This window comes from Parasphingomonas frigoris (assembly GCF_036663815.1).
Taxonomy (GTDB): Bacteria; Pseudomonadota; Alphaproteobacteria; order Sphingomonadales; family Sphingomonadaceae; genus Sphingomonas.
In genome coordinates this window covers 42,851-62,531 of the sequence record NZ_JAXOJQ010000005.1, presented here as the reverse complement: position 1 = coordinate 62,531, position 19,681 = coordinate 42,851, and the positions used below count along the sequence as shown (strand labels likewise).

The following is a 19,681-nucleotide window of genomic DNA, read 5'->3' as shown; positions in this document are numbered from 1 at the left end:
GCCGCGGCCAAACGCTCCTTCTTAAAGAAAGCAATTTCATGGCAGCGAAAATCTTGTACACTCAAATTGCGGCGGCAAGACGTGGGGCTTGATCATGCGCTCTGCGAGGCAGCGCCTGCCAGACGGACCGAAAAGGCCTGCGGACACACTTTTCCAGTAGTTTGCGGCTGCAACGTAGTCAAAGCTTGAGGTATGCATTTCCATCATAGCCCGGTCAAAATCCGCATAGTCTATCGCTGTGCAGCCTTTTATTTGCTCACGAATAAGAGGTTGGAGGTTTTGCCAGTTCTTTATTGTGCTCGGGTTGCGATCATAGTCAACAATGGTGCTTCCCATGATGCAGATCGTTTTGCCGTCAGCGCTTTTTCCTTGCGCTTGGAAGGTAACGTAGGATCCATCGTCCTTGATAGCAAACCCGATCCTATTTCTACTGTCGTGCCAGTTGAGCGTTGATTCCATCGTAACGGAAGCGACATCGGGTATGGGAGTTTCCCGACGGTCTTCGACATACCGCACAACGGCAAATTGACCGAAGCTCTCTTCCCCTTTCTCGTAGTGCGCTTTGCCGTCCCGATAAGACGGCGGGTCGTATCTGCCACCGAAAGACTGTGCATGCGCGACCTGAGCCGCCAACAAGGCTGTCACGAAATTCGCGAGTGACAACCGTCGAGTAACTGATGAAAGCATTGGACATCGCATTGATAGTGCCCTCCCTTTGCGGGACTTATCGGCTGGATGTTTCCCATCGCCTAATTTGCCGCTCTTGCAGCGTTTGACAAACGGTTCGTCCGCGGATGGCAAGCTATCGATCGATTTCTGCCCGTCCGCTTTTCCGCCCGATAATTGGCTGCCCACTTTCGCGCGACCCGCGTTCGCAACCGAGGCCGGAACCGCAAAAATTGGACCGGATTGTCGCCACCATTGACCTTGCCGTGACCCAGGTGCGGCGCGAGGTAGGAGACGATTGCTCCCACAAGGACAGCACCGATCATAACAATAATGGGCTATCGCGCGGCCCGGAATAGCGCGTCGTGCGCGCGGGCATCGCACTTATTGAACCCCACCATATTTCCACTTCTTGATCCGTCGCCAAACCAACGCTACGACGTTTGCATTCGAATGCAAAGGATCGCTTATGGCATATCATCTCAAACGCGGCGCGACGCTCGAGGCAAAGGCAACGCGAAATCGTGAAGTCCGTGACGCCGTAGAAAAGATCTTGGAGGACATAGAGCTTCGCGGCGACGACGCCGTACGCGACCTGTCGATCCGCTTCGATGACTGGGACCGCGACAGCTTTCGCCTAAGTGCGAAGGAAATCCAGGATTGCATCGACCAGCTCGCCGCGCAGGACCTTAAGGACATTGAATTCGCCCAGACGCAGATCCGCAACTTCGCGCAGGTCCAGCGCGATTCGATGCGCGACGTCGAGGTCGAGACGCTTCCCGGTGTCATCCTCGGCCACAAGAACGTGCCGGTGAACGCAGCTGGCTGCTACGTTCCGGGCGGCAAATACCCTCTGCTTGCCTCGGCACATATGTCGGTCATCACCGCCAAGGTCGCCGGAGTGGCGCGTGTGATCACCTGCGCGCCCCCGTTCAAGGGCAAGCCTGCCCCGGCGATCGTCGCTGCGCAGGCAATGGCGGGCGCCGATGAAATCTACTGCCTCGGCGGAATTCAGGCAGTCGCCGCAATGGGGATCGGCACTGCGTCGATCGCCCCGGTCGATATTCTTGTAGGCCCCGGTAACGCCTTCGTTGCCGAAGCCAAACGCCAGCTGTTCGGCCGGGTCGGGATCGACCTGTTCGCCGGCCCGACCGAGACGCTCGTGATCGCCGACGACATCGGGGCCGACGCCGAATTGTGCGCGACCGATCTGCTCGGCCAGGCCGAGCACGGACCCGACAGCCCCGCCGTCCTGCTCACCACCTCGGAAAAGCTCGCACGCGAGACGATGGCGGAGATCGACCGGCTGCTGCAGATCCTGCCGACCGCCGATTACGCCCGCAAGGCGTGGGACAGTTTCGGCGAGGTGATCGTCGCCGAGACCGATGCCGAGATGGTCGAGATCGCCAACGCAATTGCCTCCGAGCATGTCCAGGTGATGACGCGCGACCCCGATTATTTCCTCGCCAACATGACCAATTACGGCGCGCTATTCCTCGGTGCGCGCACTAACGTCGCCTATGGCGACAAGGTCATCGGCACCAACCATACGCTGCCGACGCAGAAGGCAGCACGCTACACCGGCGGGCTGTGGGTCGGCAAATTTCTTAAGACCTGCACTTACCAGAAGGTGATGACGGACGAGGCATCGGCCATGATCGGCGAATATTGTAGCCGGCTCTGCGCGCTCGAAGGGTTTGCCGGGCATGGGGAACAGGCCAATGTCCGTGTGCGACGCTATGGCGGCCGCAACGTGCCCTATGCCGGGCGCGCCGAGCCGCTGGTCGCGGCCGAGTAGATGGGGCTGCCGATCACACCGTCCCCGTCGCTCGGCGGCAAGCGCGCGATCGTGACCGGCGCGGGGCGTGGCATCGGCCTCGCCTGCAGCGCCGCGCTGGCGGCGGCGGGCGCGGCGGTGACGCTGGTGGCGCGCTCCCTCGGCGAGATCGAGCAGGCGGCGGCGGCCATTCGCGCAACCGGCGTACAGGCCGAGGCAGCGGTGCTCGACGTATCAGACCTCGCTGCCGTCTCCGCCTTCTTCGCCAAGCGCCCGGCGTTCGACGTGCTGGTCAACAATGCCGGGACCAATCGGCCCAAGCCGATGCAGGAGGTTGAGGAGGCGGATTACGACGCGGTGCTCGACCTCAACCTCAAGGCGAGCTTCTTCGTCGCGCAGGCTGCCGCGCGAAGGATGATCGCCGAAGGCCTGTCCGGCTCGCTGATCCATATGAGTTCGCAAATGGGCCATGTCGGCGGCCCCAATCGCGCGCTGTATTGCGCGTCGAAATGGGCAATCGAGGGGATGAGCAAGAGCTTCGCACTAGACCTCGCACCCTACGGCATCCGCTCGAACACGATCGCCCCAACCTTCATCGAGACGCCGCTGACGCGCCCCTATTTCGAAGATGCGGCATTCAAGGCGGGCGTGCTCGCCAAGATCAAGCTCGGACGGATTGGCCAAGTTGAGGATTTGATGGGTCCGGTGGTGTTCCTCGCCGGCGCCGGTTCGGCGCTGATGACGGCCACCAGCCTGATCGTGGATGGCGGCTGGACCGCCGATTGATCGCGCCGCATCGTCAGCGCACTAACATGGGATAAGACTGATGGCCGACCGGATTCTGACGACGCATGTCGGCTCGCTGCCGCGCGACAAGGCGGTCACCGACCTGATCTTCGCGCACGAACGCGACGAGCCGGTCGACCCTGCCGAGTTCGACCGTGTCGTCGGTGCCGCGGTCGATGCCTGCGTCGCGCGCCAGGTCGCTGTTGGCATCGACCTGGTGTCGGACGGCGAGATGTCCAAGATCTCGTACGCCACCTATATCAAGGACCGAATCACCGGCTTTGCCGGCGACAGCGCGCGCACACCGCCGGCCGATCTCGAGGCGTTTCCCGGCTTCCTCGCGCGCCAAGCCGCAGCTGGCGGCACGCCGACCTATCGCCGCCCGCGCTGCGTCGGCGAGATCGCGCCGCTGACGCTGCAGCCACTGCACGACGACGTCGCACGGCTGGATCACGCCGTGCGCCTGCATGCGCCGCACGGCGCGTTCATGAACGCCGCCTCGCCCGGCGTGATCGCCTTGTTCCAACCCAACGACTTCTACGCGACGCAGGACGCATATCTCGAGGCGCTGGCTGAGGCGATGCGGCCCGAATACGAGGCGATCTGCGCCGCCGGGCTAACGCTGCAGCTCGACAGCCCCGATCTCGGGCTCGGGCGCCACATGAGGTACAAGGATCGCAGCGACGCCGACTATCTCTCACTGATCGGCCAGCATGTCGAAGTGCTCAATCACGCGTTGCGCAACGTGCCCGCGGGCCAGGTGCGGATGCATGTCTGCTGGGGCAATTACGAAGGCCCCCACCACTGCGACGTCGAGATGGCGGTGATCTTGCCGACGTTGATGCAGGCGAAGCCGCATGGGCTTCTGTTCGAAACCTCCAATCCGCGCCACCAGCATGACTGGCAGGCCTTTACCGACATGGTAACGCTGATCCCCGAGGATCGCGTTCTGATCCCCGGCGTGATCGATTCAACCACCAACTTCGTCGAGCATCCCAAAGTGGTGGCGCAGCGGATCGAACAATATGTCGATATTGTCGGTCGCGACCGCGTGATCGCCGGCACCGACTGCGGCTTTTCAACGTTCGCGGGATTTGGTGCGATCGATCCCGATATCGTCTACGCCAAGCTCGCGGCGCTGTCGGACGGCGCAGCGATTGCGAGCGAACGGATTTGGGCACGGGGCGCATGACGTCTTTGAAACAGCGCCTCGCCGCGCGTGAGACCCTGGTCGGGACCTTCGTCAAGACGCCATCGCCGATCATCGTCGAGGTGCTGTCGCTGACCGACCTCGATTGCCTCTGCCTCGATGCCGAGCATGCCCCGTTCGATCGCGCCGCAATCGACGGCTGCGTGATGGCGGCGCGGTCGAGTGGCAAGGATGTGCTTGTGCGCATCGCCTCGGCCGATCCCGCGCAGATCCTCGGCGCGCTCGATTGCGGCGCGACCGGTGTGGTGATCCCGCACGTCCGCTCGGCCGAGGAGGCGCGCGCGGCGGTCCGCGCCAGCCAATACGGCCATGGCGGTCGCGGCTATGCCGGCTCGTCGCGTGCGGCGGGCTACACCACGCGCTCAGTGAACGACCATCTCGCTGCGAGCGCGGCGCGCACCGTGGTAATCGCGCAGATCGAGGATCCCGAAGCGATCGATGCGATCGATGCGATCGCCCAGGTCGAGGGGATCGACGCGCTCTTCGTCGGGCGCGTCGACTTGACCGTCGCCTATGGCGCGACCAGCCAGGACGATCCCCACGTCGTCTCCGCGATCGAAGCGGTCTGCGCCGCCGGCCTGCGCCACGGGCGCCCGGTGGGCATGTTCCTCGCCCGTGTCGCAGATGTCCCGGTCTGGACGGCAAAGGGCGCCAGCTTCTTTCTGCTCGGCTCCGACCACGGCTTCCTGCTCGGCGGGGCCGCCGGACTGATCGCCGCCGCAAAGACCTGAGCGCGACCGCCGTCCGGCGACACGGAGCGGCCAGCGCGGTGTTGCCGCTGCTGGGTTCGATGATCTCGCTATGGATCGGCACGTCCTACGCCAAGGCGGTTTTCCGGTGGCGGCCCTGAGGGCATGACCACGCTTTGCCTGGGTCTGTCGATGCTGCTGACCTTCGGGTCGGAGGGGCCGTGGCGCTGGCGGCTGGAGATGCCAAGCGACCGCGGTCCTGCGCGAAACGCAGGTTGTATGCCTCGGGGTGATCGCTGCGGCGCTGATTGCGGTCCCGCACGGCTGGGCCACCGCCTGTGCCGTGCGGTTGCGACCCGATGTGCTCGGTGTCGGCTGCATAGCCGCGCTGCTGTGCAGCGCCCTGCCATATTCGCTCGAGACGATCGCGCTGGAACGTTGCCGGCACATCTCTTCAGCGTGCGGGTCAGCCTCGAGCTGGGAATCGGCGCGCTGGCCGCCTTCGCGATCCTCGGAGAGCGGCTCGGCATGCTGCAGTGGCGCGCGATCGCCGCAATCATGCTGCCATAATCCGGCATCACGGTCTCGCACGTCCGCGACGCGCGGGCCGCGCCCGCCCTACTTTAGCCGGCCGAGCGCCAGAGCGGCTTCGGGTGCGTTTCTGGCAATATGAGCCACAGCAGGCCGGCGATGACGAAGATCACGCTCGCCACCCCCATCGTCGCGCCAAGTCCGATCGCGCCTGCCAGCGAGCCGGTAATCAGCGGTGCGAAGAAGCTGACGATTCGCCCCCAATTGAAGATCGAGGCCGCGGTTGATTTCAGGTGCGGCGGATAGAGTTCGGTGAGCCATGGTCCCCATACCACGCTCGACGAGAGCATGAAGCCGTACAGCGCGCCGATCACGCCGAGCAGCACCATGTTGCCTGGCACCAGCAGATAGGCCGCGATTGCCGCCGCGCCCAGGAAGAAGCCGAGCGCATTGAAGCGGCGACCGAAGCGATCGCCCGCCCAGCCCCAGAAGAAGCCGCCGGCGATGTTGGCGGCAAAGGTCCAGGCGACCAATGCGCCGATCGCAGCCGAGGACAACAACCGGACGTCCTTGAGATAGGTCGTCAGCCAGCCGCTGAACGCCTGATAGGCGAAGAAATTCAGTCCCATCAGCGCCGCGAGCATCGCGGTCTGCAATGCGAGCCCCGGACCGAACAGTTCGAGTACCGGCAAGCGCCCGCGCGGCTGTTCGCGGTGGCGCGTATCGACGCTGTGCGGCACGATGACATAAGCGAAGGCCGCCAGCACGATCGGAGGGACGCCGCCAATCCACAGCAGCAGGTGCCATTGCTCCCCCGCATGCACTGGCAATTGCCGCACCGCGATACCCATCACGATGACCGCGAGCCCGAAGATCGCGTTGATCAAGCTGGCAAGCCGACCGCGGACATTCCCCCGGAACAGCCCGACATAGATGCCGACGACGATCGGGAAGATTCCGCCCATCATCACGCCGAGCACGAAGCGTTGCGCGATGAATTGGAGATAGGTCGCGACCGCGACGCCGGCGAGCAGGCTAAGCCCATAGCCCACCATGACCACGACGAGCATGTTGCGGCGGCCGATGCGATCCGCGAGTTGCCCGATCAGCACCGCGCCGATCAGCGCACCGGCGCCCTGCGCCGAATAGCCCGATCCGGCCTCGGTCAGGGTCAGGCCGAGGCTATCGCGAATATACGGCCGGAGGATGTCGATCGAATTCCACGCCCAGCTGTAAAAGAACTCCGCGACCATTAGAAAAGCGAACGCCGCCACCGCTCGACGCGTCGAGGGATACGCGGTGGTCGGCTCGGCGGGCTGGTCAGCGAATGCCGGCGGCAGCGTTTCTCGAGTGCCGAGAGTTCCTGTCCCGGCGGTCACGCTGCCGCACCCGGCACGGTGGGCCAGGACGGCGGTCCGGCGGGAAGCGACGGCCGCGAGAATGGCGACATGCGATACGCTCCTGCCGGACCGCGGCGCATCAGAACTTTCCACCGACGCGCAGGCCGAAGACCCGCGGCGGGCCGTAGGATTCCTGGATGCGCGCCGAGCTGCCGAGCGTCGCACTGTAGATCACCGCGTAATTGCCGATATTGTTGACGAAGCCCTCAATGTAATAAGAGCCGGGCTTCGAGGTGTAGCGCAGGCTGAGATCGACCACGCCGTACGCCTTCTGGCGGTCGAGCACAGTGTTGTAGTCGGTCGAATAATAAGACGAGGAATACAGGACGTCCACGTGTGGCGTCAGGCGGCCGGCGTTGCCCAGATCGATGTCGTAATAGGCGCTTGCTGTGCCCTTGAACGTGGGCGACATCGGCACGTCCTTGCCCGACAGATTGACCAGCGTCGTGTTGCCGAACGGGTTGGGCCGGGTGTAGCTGGTGAATTCGGCATCGAGCAGGGCCGCGGTCAGATCGACGTGGAGCCCCTGATACAGCATCGTCCTCACTTCGAACTCGGCGCCGTAACTGCGCGCCGCGCCAGCACTGGCATAATAGGACAGGTTCGTGCTCGGATCGAGGATCGTGATCTGCAGATTCTTGTACTTGTTGTAGAAGGCGCTGATGTTGACCGAGACGTGGCCCGCATCGAACAGATTCTTTGAGCCGATCTCATAGGCCGTCACGGTCTGCGGTGCATAGCTTTGCGGGATGAGCGCGTTCGAAGAGTTGTTGTTGATGCCGCCCGACTCGAACCCGGTCGAAACCGTCGCGTAGAGCATGTTGTTGCGCGTCAGGTTGAGCTCGGCGCCGGCGCGCCACGTCACCTTGTTGTACTTTGCCTCGCCCGATGCCCTGGCCGCGGTCTGCGTTGCGAAGTTGAACGTTCCGGGAGGCGCCGTGAAGTTCGTGATCGTGTAGTTCTTGGTCTCGTCGGAGTATCGGATGCCACCGATGATGCGCAGCGTGTCGGGGATAACCGCATAGGTCGCCTGGCCATATGCTGCATAAGCCTTGGTATCGATCCGCGTGCGCGAGCGCGTACCAAGCGCCGTTGCGGTCGGCGCGGTATAAACCTGGCTGTACAGCTCGTCGACCATGTCATGGAAGTAATAGCCACCGACGATCCACTGCAGCGGCGAACTCTTGCTGTTCGACGAAAGCTGCAATTCCTGGCTGAACGAAGTGTCGCGCGTGTCGGGCTGTTGCAGGCCCGAGCCCGCGAAGCTCGACGTCACGCCTGCTGCCGGAAAGACGACCGAGGTCTGGTCGAGGTCACCGCTGCGCTTCGAGCGGAAGCTATTGTAGCCGGTGATCGCCTTCGCCACCACCGCACCGAGATCGTAGCTAAGTTGACCGCTGATATAGCGCTCGTGCAGCTTCTGGGTCGGCTGATAATCCGCTTGGATGTGATAGGCGTCGCCGGTGACGGGCACGCCGATATCGACACCGTTGACGAACGCGGAACCGTTATGGACGCTCGGGTTGACCGCATAGGGCACACCCGTGATCGAGCGGGCCCCGGTCGTCGGATTAATCAGCGTGCCGACCGTCTTGTAGCCATAGGCGCCGGCACCGGCGTCGTTACGATCCCACAGCGCGCCGTGGACGAGAATCTCGAGCTCGGGCGTTGGCGTCCACTTGGCGCTGGCCCGCACCACGGTCTGGTTCTCATCGTTGAGCTTGATGTCGGGGTTGGTCGTCGAGCTGACATAGCCCGAATGCTCGCTGTGATAGCCCGCCACGCGGAACTGCAGCGTGTCGCTCGCCGGGATATTAAGGAAGCCGTCGAACTGGCGAGCGTCGTAGTTGCCGACCATGGCGTTGAGGCCACCCTCGAAGCTTTTGGTCGGCTCCTGCGTGATCACACTGATATTTCCGCCGAAGGTGTTGCGGCCATAGAGCGTGCCCTGCGGCCCGCGCTGCACTTCAATCCGCGAAACGTCGAAGATCGGAATGCTCTGCTGCTGGGTGCGGCTCTGGTAGATCCCGTCGAGGTAGAAGCCGATAACCGGGTCGCTCTGCGCACTGACCAACTGAGTGCGTACGCCGCGGATCGCCGGGAAGGAATCGGCGCCTTGTTGGCCCCATGTCAGGCCAGGAGTCAGATATTGTAGGCGGCTCGCGTCGTTGATGTGAGTGCGGGCGAGGTCGGCACCGCTTAGCGCGGTGACCGCGAGCGGCACGTCCTGCAGGCGCTCGCTGCGGCGTTGCGCGGTCACCACGATGTCGGCGCTGTCGGCCGGCTGCGGAGCAGGAATCGCGGACGAAGAGGATTGGCTCGTCTCCTGAGCCGAGGCTACGCTCGCGCACAGCGCCAAGGAAATCGCCGACGCTCCGAAAAGCCAAACTCGATTGCGCATATCGTTCCCCTTAAGCCGCCGCCGGCTGTGCAAACCGTGGTCAATGATGGAATGCTATCAAGCGGATCGGTAAGCGTCCATTACAAAATGCATTCGAATGCATTGGGGCGCGGCCTTATTTTTGTGTTGTCCGCGCGCCGCACGGCCGGGCCATATCGCTGTTATTTAGCGACTAAATTTACCATGTGGGACCAGTCGTCACCCTGTGGCCGATATCGGACATGGTCCACCGGTGTCGCGTGCGTGAAACGAAAGGCGCGCGACTGCGTTCGAATGCGTCAGAATCGGGGTGTGATTCGAGCGGACTTCCCGGCGATGAATTTGCCCGCAAACAGCCGCCGCTCGGCTGTCGCGCTGTCATCCTCAATCCGCTCGATCAGCATCATCACCGCCGCCTCTGTCATGCGCGCAACAGGCTGCTGGATCGAGGTCACCTGATAACTCGTCCAGCTCGCCGGGCCAGAGCCATCGAAACCGACGATCGACATATCGTCGGGAATCCGCAGATCGAACACGTCCCGCGCAGTGTCGATCGCGCCGATCGCCATCAGGTCGCTCACCGCGATAACCGCATCGAGTGTTTTTTCTTTATCGAGCAACGCACGCAGCCCTGCCCCACCGCTCTCGTAGCTGAAATCGCCGCGTACCACCGCCACTTCCTGCAGACCCGCATCGGCAAGACGTGCCAGCGCGGCTCGACGGCGCTCCTCGCCGACATAAGAATCCTCTGGCCCGGCTATGATCCCGAACCGGCGATGCCCTGCTGCGAGCAGTTTTTCGACCAATTCACGTTCGCCCGCGGCGGAGTCACAGCAGACGCTCGCCGCCTGCGCAGTGTCGGGCATGCGATTGTAGAGCACGAGCGGTACGCGATGCTCGGCGAAAAGCAGGATCTGTTCGTCCGACAGCCGCGCGGCGCAGATCACGCCATCAACGCTGTGGCGCCAGACCTGATCGAGCACGCCATCGACATCGCTTTCGGCGCCGAGCGAGAACAGCAGCACGCGCGTGTCGCGTTCGGTCAGGCGCCGGGTGAGTTCGGCCAGGACCTCGGGATAATATAGGTTGGTCAGGTTCGAGATCAGGAGCGCGACGATCTTCGTCCGTCCAGAAATTAGCCCCTGCGCTAACGCATTGGGCCGATACCCCAATTGGGTCGCGACCTTGACGATGCGCGCGCGGGTCTTGGGCGCGATGCTGCCACCCGGAGCGAAACACCGCGACACCGCGCTTTGCGATACGCCAGCCTCGCGCGCGACGTCGTAGGAGGTCGGGCGCCGCATCGGCGGCTTGATCTCGTCGCTCATGATATTTCCTCGGGTGACTGCGGATGATCCTACGCGCTCGCGAGCGCAGAATAAACACGCTCCACCCACCTCGACGGGTGACATCTGCATTCGAATGCATTAGATCGCGTCGGCATGGCCGTGCGTGGCCAGTTTTCCCATGAAAGGATCGCCCGAATGGCCAGCGTGTCGGCTCCCAAATCCCTCCAGGGCAGCCTCGAATATGTCAAAGCGCCGCAGCGCGACAATATCGGTGACAACAGCCAAGTCATTGAGCTCGTCACCACGGTGCTCAAGGACGTGCGCGAGCGCGGCGATGCGGCAGTGCGCGACTATTCGCAAAAGTTCGACGGCGTGTCGCTCGACCAGTTCGAAGTATCGCCGGCCGATCGCCAGCACGCAGTCGATCAGCTCGACAAGCAGACCCGCGCCGATACCGAATTCGCGATCGAGAATGTCCGCCGCTTCGCCACCGCGCAGCTCGGCACGATCCTGCCGCTCGAAGTCGAGCCGCTGCCCGGCCTTCATCTCGGGCACACCGTGATCCCGATCCAGCGCGTCGGTGCCTATGTACCCGGTGGACGCTTCCCGCTGCTTTCCGCGCCGATCATGACAATCGTGCCCGGCAAGGTTGCCGGCTGCGACGAGGTTGTCGCGTGCCTGCCGCCAAACGCGCACAAGGCGATGGTCGCTGGCTGCCACCTTTCGGGTGCCGACCGCATCTTCCTGATCGGCGGGGCGCAAGCGATCGCGGCAATGGCCTATGGCACCGACAGCGTCCCCGCGGTCGACAAGATCATGGGGCCGGGCAACGCCTTCGTGAACGAGGCCAAGCGCCAGGTCTTTGGTCCGGTCGGAATCGACCAGCTCGCCGGCCCGTCCGAGATTTTCGTTGTTGCCGATTCGACCGGAAACCCGGAACTGATCGCGACCGACCTGCTCGCGCAGGCCGAGCACGACGTCCGCACCCGGGTCGGGCTGATCACCACCGATCGCGCGCTGGCCGAAGCGACACTCAAGGAGGTCGAGCGCCAGCTGCGCATGCTCGCTACCGCCGACATCGCCGGGCCGAGCTGGCAGAATTATGGCGAGATCGTCCTCTGCGCCGACGATGCGGCGATGATCGCCTATTCCGATCACGTCGCCGCCGAGCATCTGCAAGTCCACACCGCCGACGCGCACGGCTTCGCCAAGAAGCTGCGCAACTATGGCTCGCTGTTCGTCGGCGAGAACGCCAGCGTTGTGTATTCCGACAAGAATGTCGGCACCAACCACACATTGCCGACGATGGGCGCCGGCAAATATACCGGCGGACTGTGGGTTGGCTCCTACGTCAAGATCGCGACGTACCAATGGCTCGAATCCGATGCTATCCGGGCCGTCGCCCCGGCAGCAATGCGACAAAGCGATAGCGAGGGACTCGAAGGTCACCGCAAGGCCGCCGCGATCCGTCTCGAGCGCTTGAACGCAGTGGCATAAGTGTGAGGGGCGGTCCGCCGCCCCTCGTCTCGGCCGACCAGCTCGGGTCCCTCAAAAACGAGCTCGTTTTCGGACACCCGGGAGTTCAATAGCAGTCATATTCGTCACTGACGGTATGCAAGCCCTGTGGCCCCCGGGGTCCCGCTAATGAACTCGCTGGGTACTCAGTTCGCAGTCGGCGCCTTGCTGCTGCGGTAGGCCGCACCCTGCCGCCGCGCCCTGCCCGTGCAGTACGATTACCGCACCGCAGGACATTGGACGTAGTGCGGCGGCGCGCGTCGCAGAGCGGCGCGCGCCCGCTCGAAGTCGGGCACGTTAGCCAAATACGGGCATCACCGGACTCTCGGTACCGCGCACGACGAACACGACCGCCGGAACCGACGCCGTATTGCGGAAGGCATGCGGCAAGCCGATCGGCACGGTCAACATATCCCCCGCCCCCATCACGATCGCACCGTCCGCCCAGGAAACCTCGAACGTCCCCTCCTGCACAATCAGCACCTCGGCTTCGGCGCGAGCGTGATGCGGAACATACGCCCCGGTCTGCAGGGTCAACTGGCGCAGGTTGCACCCGTGCGGCCACCAGCCCGTGATCGGCCCGGCGGCAAAGCCGTCACCGGTCGCCTGCGGTACGATGATTCCAGCTTCCTCAACACCCTCGGCGGCCAGCGGAGAGTTGGCGTTGGCCTTGGCCGAGCCGTAAGGCACCACACATTCGAGAATCTTTTCAATCGGCGGAGTCTTGAGTTCCGCAATGCTATCGGCGTCGAGAACGCCCTCCAATTCAACATCCTTCAAGACATAGTCGCCCTGCGAAGTGTCGATCAACCGGCCGCCCTTGGCGAGTTTCAGGCCGTGATCGGCGGCGGCTTCGAACACCGCAGGCGCCCATGTCACCTTGCCGGGATCGTCCTCGCCAAGGATCGTGAACAGAAAGCCGACGCCGTCATCGATCTTCTCGAAGCCGCGAAACATGTGGATCGGCACCGAGGCCACGTCACCCGGGCCAATTTCGAGCGTACCGTCTTCCTTGTTCGCCCCGAAAAGCAGCCGCCACCGTCCCGAATGGATCATGAACACCTCGGCGGTGTCATGGCTATGCTGCGAGTTGATGCACCCGAACGGCTGGCGCGCGGCGCCGATGTTGAAGCCGTGCTTTTCGGTGATGTGGACGTGCTGGTCCGCGCTTTCGGAGACACCCGCGCCGATGATCGTGAAATTTTCCTTCTCGGTCGATCCCGGTGTCTTGGTGTCGAGAAAGGCGGTGCGGCAGGGAATGAGGTCGGCATAACGAACTAGCCGCGCATTCATTGCCGCTTGAGTCGAGGTCGTCACGATTAAGCTCCCGCGCATACTTGCATTCGAATGCATCGCAGGTAGAACATCCGATACCAAGTCGCAAGCCGGATGTGGAAACGACGGATGAACGTAGCAACCTCGAGCCGATGCGTCGCAAGCACGGACGTGCGTGTGCCGCTGCTGCTGATCCCGGGCACGCTGTGCGACGAACGGATGTTCGCGCCGATGCTGGCCGCGCTGCCCCATATCGATGCGCGCGTCGCACCGCTGTGCCACGACGAAATCGGCGCCGCCGCACTTGCGATCCTCGCCGAGGCCCCGCCGCGCTTCGCGTTGCTCGGCTTTTCGCTCGGCGGGATGGTCGCACTGGAGCTTGCCGCGATAGCACCCGACCGCGTTGTCGGCCTAGCGTTGGTCGACAGCAACGCCCGCGCCGTCGTCCCCGATCTCCACGCCCTGCGCCGTGCCGAGGCGGCGGAGGGCGCCAGCGCGCATGTCGCGCGGCTATGGCCCGATTACGTCGCGCCCGCGGCCCGGCACGACGCTGATCTGCGTGCAAGCATTGAGGCGATGGCGAAAGCGGTAGGTAGCGACGGACTCGAACGTCAGACCGCGCTCGCTTTGTCGCGGCGCGACAGCCGGTCGCGCTTGGCGAGGCTTACCATGCCGACACTGGTGCTTGCCGGCGCGCACGACGCGCTGTGCCCACCCGCTTGGCAGCAAGAGCTCGCCGACGGCCTTCCCGATGCGACACTCGTCCTGATCGCTGATGCCGGCCATTTCGCCCCGCTCGAACGTCCGATCGCGGTCGCGGCCGAGGTCGGCGCGTGGCTTGCCCGACTTGCTACACCACTCGAAGATACATTCGTGCCACACCTTCCATCCACAGGAGATCCCATGACCGACGCTTCCAAGAGCCCCAAACCCGTCGATGAGCCTGCGGATGACCCCCGCGCCGTGCTCCAGGTCGAGCGTCGCGACCTTACCCAGCTGATCCCGACCGATCGGCCGCGCGTCCAGAGCATGCGCGGCTTCGACCCGGAATATACCGATATCGTCGATTACATTGTGCGCTGCACGCACCGCATTTGGGACGAACGTGATGTCGGTCTGATCTACACGCACTACACGCACAATTGCGTCGTCTACGGCAACCTGTTCACGATGTATGATCGCGAGACGCTGGTGCGCGAGACGATCTCACGCCTGGTCGAATTGCCCGACCGCCGCGGCATGGCGACGTCGGTGATCTGGCGTGGCAACGACGTCGATGGCTTTTATACGAGCCACATGACGCACGGGGTCGGGCGCCACACCGAGTTCAACCAGTGGGGCAAGCCCACCGGGCGCCCGTTCGTCACGCGCACGATCGTCGATTGCATGATCCTCGAGAACAAGATCTATCGCGAGTGGGTCGTACGCGACAATATGGCGCTGCTGATCCAACTCGGGATCGAGCCGCACGCTTATGCCGAGACTTGGGCGCGTGCGAAGCTCGAGCGCGGCGAGGCGGTTCCCGAAATCGCCGAGAGCGGTCGCCTGCTCGGACAATATCCCCCGCAGTCGGAAGCAGACGTCTCGATCGCGCATACGCCTGGCGAAGAGCAGATGCTGCGCTGGCTGCACCATATCTTTACGATGCGGATGTTCGGCAAAATCAACGAGATCTACGCGCCGAATTGCCAGTGGCACGGGCCGCTGATGCGCGAACTGTCGGGCCGCGCCGCGGTGCTGCAGCAGACGATGCGCTTGGTCGCGATGATCCCAGACTGCGAATATGTCGTGCAGCACATCTGCTCGAACGAGAGCGAGGAAGGCGGCGAGAAAATCGCAGTGCGCTGGACCATGGAAGGCCATCATTTCGGTTATGGCTCGCTGGGCGCGCCGACCGGACACAAAGTGTCTGTGATGGGCTTCAGCCATTATCATGTCGTCGACGGCCAGATCATCGACGAGTGGACGGTCTATGACGAGTTCTCGATGCTGGTGCAGCTGAAGATGGCAGCGATGCAGCAAGCCGCGGGATAATCCGGCGGGACAGCTGGCGGGGATCGGGCGATCCCCGCCAGCTTGGTGTTGATGCCGGGGCGACGCGTATCTCGCGATGACAGCATGGGAGCGAGCGCTTGTCCGAAGCGATCTTTGATAAATCTCTGAGGGAAGTGGCGGCAGCGCTAGCCGGTGGGCGGATTTCGGCGGTCGAGCTCCTGAACGAGTCGCATTCGCGAATTTGCAAATTCGACAGAGGGGAGGCGCGCCTTGGCGCAACCCTTCAACTCGACGAGCGGGCTTTTGACTACGCCCGCAAATGCGACTCGGAGCGGCAGGCCGGCCGGTCGCTTGGCCCCCTCCACGGCGTGCCGGTCATCGTGAAGGACAATATCGATGTGGCGGGATTGCCCACCACGTCAGGCAATCGTTCAATGGCCGGCGCGATGCCCCGCGCAGATTGCGCGCAAGTGCAGAGACTTCGTGGCGCCGGGGCAGTCGTCATTGGCAAGGCCAATCTGTCCGAATTCTCGTTCGAGGTACGATCGCGCAGTTCGCTTGGCGGCGACGTGCTCAACCCGTTTCGGCGAACCGTGACCTCGGGGGGCTCGAGCGGAGGCACCGCAGTCGCGGTTTCGGTCGGCTTTGCGGTCGCGGGATTGGGGACCGACACCGGTGGATCGATCCGAGTGCCGGCGGCCTATACCGGCCTCGTCGGGCTACGGCCGACCTTTGGCCGATTGGCTATGACGGGTATCGCTCCGCTCGCGCCGAGTACTGACACGGTAGGACCGATCGCACGCACCGTGGACGACGCTGCGCTGATCTTCGCGCTTATGGCGGGCCGCAATCGTCCCAATGCCGCCCGCCCGATCAGGGGCCGACGCGTGGGTGTGGTCGAACAGGCATTCGGCACCGATCCGGAGGTTCTGACAGCTATCTACGGTGCGTTGGAGGCGCTGAGGCGCGACGGAGTCGAGGTGCTTTCCGTTCCTGCCTTGCCCGATCATCTCTTGCCGGTGGATCGGCCCCATATCGTCGATGAAGAATTCGTCGATGCGTTCGATCGGTATCTCTCGACGAACTTCGTCGTTGGAACAGCACCTGCCTCGGTCGCGGCGATCGTCGAGAGCGGCGCGTCATTGGCCGACTATGCAGAGGTTCTTCGAATGCGGCTGGCGCATTCGGGCGGTGCGCAACGGGCAGCCGTGCTCGCCTATCATGCCGAACTGCGCTCCGCGCTAGCGAAGATGATGAGCGCGTTGCGGCTCGATGCCTTGGCTCTCCCCGTCTCGGTCACGGTGCCCCAGTCGCTGGATAATCCCAAGGGCGGATGGGGTCCCGAACTTGCCGCTTGCAGCGGTTGGCCGGCGCTCTCGGTTCCGATGGGGCGGGCCGTGTCGGGGATACCGATCGGGCTCGAATTGTTGGCGCAGGCCCACCAGGAAGACATCCTGTTCGATCTGGCGCGGCATATCGAGCGAGCCGTTGGCCCGCGTGCCGTCCCGCCACTGATATGACCGCTTGAAACACAGGGCTGGGCATTGCCAGGCCCTGTCGCTCGAAACACAGGGCCTGGCAGCGCCAGGCCCTGTCGAACGATAGGCGCAGGTCTCGTTTAGAAGCGAACGCCTGCGCGTATTCCGTACGTCGCCGGCGGTCCGTACGAGACCTGGACACGCTGGCTGCGCCCGACCACGGCACTGTAGAGCACGGGCTTGCCGAAGACGTTGTTGCCGTACCCCTCGACATAATATTTGCCCGATTTTTCAGTCCACCGCAGCGACAGATCGATCAGATTATATTCGCCTTGCCGATCGAGGACCGTATTGAAATCGGTCGTATAGTAGCTCGTCGAGTGCAGCCAGTTCACATACGGGGCGATCACGCCGGCATTCCCGAGGTCCAGGTCGTAATAGACTTGAACCGTCGACTTGAAGCGAGGCGACATTGGCACGCGCTTGCCCGCCAGATTGACCGACACGGGATCCTGCCCGTTCGACGCCCCGTAGAAATTATTGCCGCTGATGTACTGCGTGTATTGCGCATTCAGATAGGCGAGCGAGGCATCCACGTGGAGGTTTGTGATCGGCAAGCTGCGCACCGCGAACTCGGCGCCATAGCTGCGCGCTTTGCCGGCCGATCCAAAATAGGAGACGAGCGGCGTGTAGACGTTGATCTGCAGGTTCGAATAGCGATTGTAGAAGACGCTCAGTTCGGTCTGCAGCTTGCCGGCCAGGAAGCGGTTCTTGAGGCCCGCCTCATAGGCATTGACCTTCTGCGGCGCATAGGATGCGGGGATCACGGCACTGCCGCCGGTGTCGTTGACACCACCCGAGGCGAAGCCGGTCGATGCGGTCGCGTAGAGCATCGTGTTGCGGTCCGGCGTGTATTGTAGTCCTGCCCGCCAGGTCGTGCTGTCGAACGACGGCGCTCCCGACGTGACGCTGTAGGGCGTGATGAAATTATAGGTGTTCGGCGCCGCGTCGGCGAAATCGGCGAAGTTGAAGGCCTTCTTCTCGCTGCTGTAGCGAATCCCGCCGATGATCCGCACCTTATCGGGAACGACGAAATAACTGGCTTGGGCGTATGCGGCATAGGCATCAGTCTTAAGTGCAGCGTCGGCGCGGAAGCCGGTAACCGTCGAGTTGGGCGCGGTGATCTTCTGCTGGTAGGTCTCGAAAATATCGTCATGCAGATAGTAACCGCCGACGATCCACTGGAGCGGCGTCGTTGCGGTCGACGCGAGCTGAACTTCCTGCGTGAAGGTGCGTGCGCGCGTGTTCGGCTCCTGGATTCCCGAGCCGAACCCGGCGGCAGGGGCCTGGAATATCACGCTGCTCTGGTCGTTATCCGCACTGCGATGCGAACGGAAAAAGGTGTAGCCGGTGATCGAACGCAATGTAACCGGACCGAAATCGTAACTGGCTGTACCCGACACATAGTTTTCCAGGATGTGCTCGAACGGCTGATAATCCCAGTCGTTGGTGTAGGCACCACCGGTCACTGGCACGCCGATATCGACGCCCTTGACGATCGCGGTGCCGTTATGGACCGATGGATTGACGGCATAGGGCACGCCGTTGATCGACTGGTACCCTGTCGCCGGATTGATCAGCGTACCCGCGACCTTATAGCCGTACGAGCCCGCGCCCGCATCATCGCGCTGCCAACGGCCGGCGTGGATCTGAACCTCGAGCTCCGACGTGGGCTTCCATTTCAGGCTGACACGCTGCGCATTCTCGTCATTGTCGACCAGCCGCACACCCGGCGTGGTCGAGCGGACATAGCCGTCATGCTTTTGAAAAACGCCCGCTACGCGCAGCTGCAGCGTATCGCTGATCGGCAGGTTGACGAAGCCGTCGATCCGCTTCGACGCGTAATTGCCGAAGTCGGCGTTCAAGGCAGCCGCGAGCACCTTGGTCGGCTCGGCGGTGACGACGCTGATATTTCCGCCAAAGGTGTTACGCCCGTAGAGCGTTCCTTGCGGGCCGCGTTGCACTTCGATCCGACCAACGTCGAAGATCGGCAAGCTCTGCTGCTGCGTACGGCTTTGATAGATCCCGTCGAGATAGTAGCCAATCACCGGATCGTTCTGCGCGCTAACCAAGCTGGTGCGCACGCCGCGAATAGCCGGGAAGCTGTCGGAGCCCTGCTGGCCCCAGGTGAAACCGGGCGTCACCAGCGCGACACGACTGACGTCGTTGGCGTGCAGGCGATTGAGATCGGCGGCCGAAAGCGCGGTGACCGCAATAGGGACGTCCTGCAGACGCTCGGTGCGGCGCTGCGCGGTGACCACGATATCGCCCGGCTCGCTGTCCGGAGCCGCGGTGCCGCCGGTATCCACCGCGCTGCTCGCCGGTGCCGTTTGCGCCGTCGCGGGCGACATGGCGACCGTCAAAGCTATGGTTGATGCGCAGATCAATAGCGTTCGATTTAGCATGACGGTCCCCTTTTTGAGCCATCGCGTTGTTGCGACTGACTCGAGTGAGCTATCGCAGCGTAACAAAACTGTCCACAATTTTGTGCATTCGAATGCAGAAGGTGTATTTTCGGTGGTTCGGGTCGTCACGTGGTGGCGCTGCCGCGATTCATATACCGCACAGGTTCCGGTAAAACGCGCGCCGCTTCCAGAGTGCTCACGGTTTAAGCGAGGCGCATATCCATC

At 63.1% G+C, this 19,681-nt stretch carries 14 protein-coding genes; 8 read left to right on the top strand and 6 right to left on the bottom strand.

What is annotated here, in order from left to right:
- Positions 1–36 precede the first annotated feature (36 nt).
- Positions 37–645, bottom strand: a complete 609-nt coding sequence (locus tag U1872_RS16130; RefSeq protein ID WP_332793941.1) for a hypothetical protein — start codon at positions 643–645, stop codon at positions 37–39.
- 490 nt (positions 646–1,135) lie between these two features.
- Between U1872_RS16130 and hisD (U1872_RS16125) the strand changes: the two genes are divergently transcribed.
- From hisD (U1872_RS16125) to U1872_RS16105, 5 genes are all read left to right on the top strand, one after another.
- The gene (gene hisD / locus U1872_RS16125) at positions 1,136–2,464 is read left to right on the top strand and encodes a histidinol dehydrogenase (protein WP_332793940.1); all 1,329 of its coding nucleotides are present in this window, start codon (positions 1,136–1,138) and stop codon (positions 2,462–2,464) included.
- Positions 2,465–3,229: an SDR family NAD(P)-dependent oxidoreductase gene (locus U1872_RS16120; RefSeq protein ID WP_332793939.1), complete on the top strand. Its 765-nt coding sequence runs from the start codon at positions 2,465–2,467 to the stop codon at positions 3,227–3,229. It abuts the gene before it with no gap.
- A 40-nt stretch (positions 3,230–3,269) separates the two neighbouring features.
- A complete protein-coding gene (locus U1872_RS16115; RefSeq protein ID WP_332793938.1) occupies positions 3,270–4,421 on the top strand; it encodes a cobalamin-independent methionine synthase II family protein in 1,152 nt (383 codons plus the stop codon).
- On the top strand, positions 4,418–5,170 hold the full coding sequence (locus U1872_RS16110; RefSeq protein ID WP_332793937.1) for an HpcH/HpaI aldolase family protein: 753 nt from the start codon (positions 4,418–4,420) through the stop codon (positions 5,168–5,170). The genes U1872_RS16115 and U1872_RS16110 overlap by 4 nt, the downstream gene beginning before the upstream one ends.
- Before the next feature lie 396 nt (positions 5,171–5,566).
- Positions 5,567–5,698 (top strand): hypothetical protein, encoded by a 132-nt coding sequence (locus tag U1872_RS16105; protein WP_332793936.1) that lies wholly within the window; start codon positions 5,567–5,569, stop codon positions 5,696–5,698.
- Between the two features lie 53 nt (positions 5,699–5,751).
- Here the strand turns inward: U1872_RS16105 and U1872_RS16100 are convergent, their stop codons facing one another.
- From U1872_RS16100 to U1872_RS16090, 3 genes are all read right to left on the bottom strand, one after another.
- The gene (locus U1872_RS16100; protein WP_332793935.1) at positions 5,752–7,038 is read right to left on the bottom strand and encodes an MFS transporter; all 1,287 of its coding nucleotides are present in this window, start codon (positions 7,036–7,038) and stop codon (positions 5,752–5,754) included.
- 100 nt (positions 7,039–7,138) lie between these two features.
- Positions 7,139–9,460: a TonB-dependent receptor gene (locus tag U1872_RS16095; RefSeq protein WP_332793934.1), complete on the bottom strand. Its 2,322-nt coding sequence runs from the start codon at positions 9,458–9,460 to the stop codon at positions 7,139–7,141.
- A 278-nt stretch (positions 9,461–9,738) separates the two neighbouring features.
- Positions 9,739–10,767: a LacI family DNA-binding transcriptional regulator gene (locus U1872_RS16090; RefSeq protein WP_332793933.1), complete on the bottom strand. Its 1,029-nt coding sequence runs from the start codon at positions 10,765–10,767 to the stop codon at positions 9,739–9,741.
- A gap of 156 nt (positions 10,768–10,923) precedes the next feature.
- Between U1872_RS16090 and hisD (U1872_RS16085) the strand changes: the two genes are divergently transcribed.
- Positions 10,924–12,225 (top strand): histidinol dehydrogenase, encoded by a 1,302-nt coding sequence (gene hisD, locus U1872_RS16085; protein ID WP_332793932.1) that lies wholly within the window; start codon positions 10,924–10,926, stop codon positions 12,223–12,225.
- Positions 12,226–12,540: 315 nt separating this feature from the next.
- Here the strand turns inward: hisD (U1872_RS16085) and U1872_RS16080 are convergent, their stop codons facing one another.
- Positions 12,541–13,770: a cupin domain-containing protein gene (locus U1872_RS16080; RefSeq protein WP_332793931.1), complete on the bottom strand. Its 1,230-nt coding sequence runs from the start codon at positions 13,768–13,770 to the stop codon at positions 12,541–12,543.
- Here U1872_RS16080 and U1872_RS16075 point away from each other — a divergent pair.
- Both U1872_RS16075 and U1872_RS16070 read left to right on the top strand, forming a co-directional pair.
- The gene (locus U1872_RS16075) at positions 13,696–15,552 is read left to right on the top strand and encodes an alpha/beta fold hydrolase (RefSeq protein ID WP_332793930.1); all 1,857 of its coding nucleotides are present in this window, start codon (positions 13,696–13,698) and stop codon (positions 15,550–15,552) included. The two genes, U1872_RS16080 and U1872_RS16075, sit on opposite strands and share 75 nt — an antisense overlap.
- 98 nt (positions 15,553–15,650) lie before the next feature.
- Positions 15,651–17,033 carry an amidase gene (locus U1872_RS16070; protein ID WP_332793929.1) on the top strand — a complete coding sequence of 461 codons (1,383 nt, stop codon included), beginning with the start codon at positions 15,651–15,653 and terminating at the stop codon, positions 17,031–17,033.
- Between the two features lie 98 nt (positions 17,034–17,131).
- Here U1872_RS16070 and U1872_RS16065 read toward each other — a convergent pair whose 3' ends face one another.
- Positions 17,132–19,402: a TonB-dependent receptor gene (locus U1872_RS16065; protein ID WP_332793928.1), complete on the bottom strand. Its 2,271-nt coding sequence runs from the start codon at positions 19,400–19,402 to the stop codon at positions 17,132–17,134.
- Between the last annotated feature and the right edge of the window lie 279 nt (positions 19,403–19,681).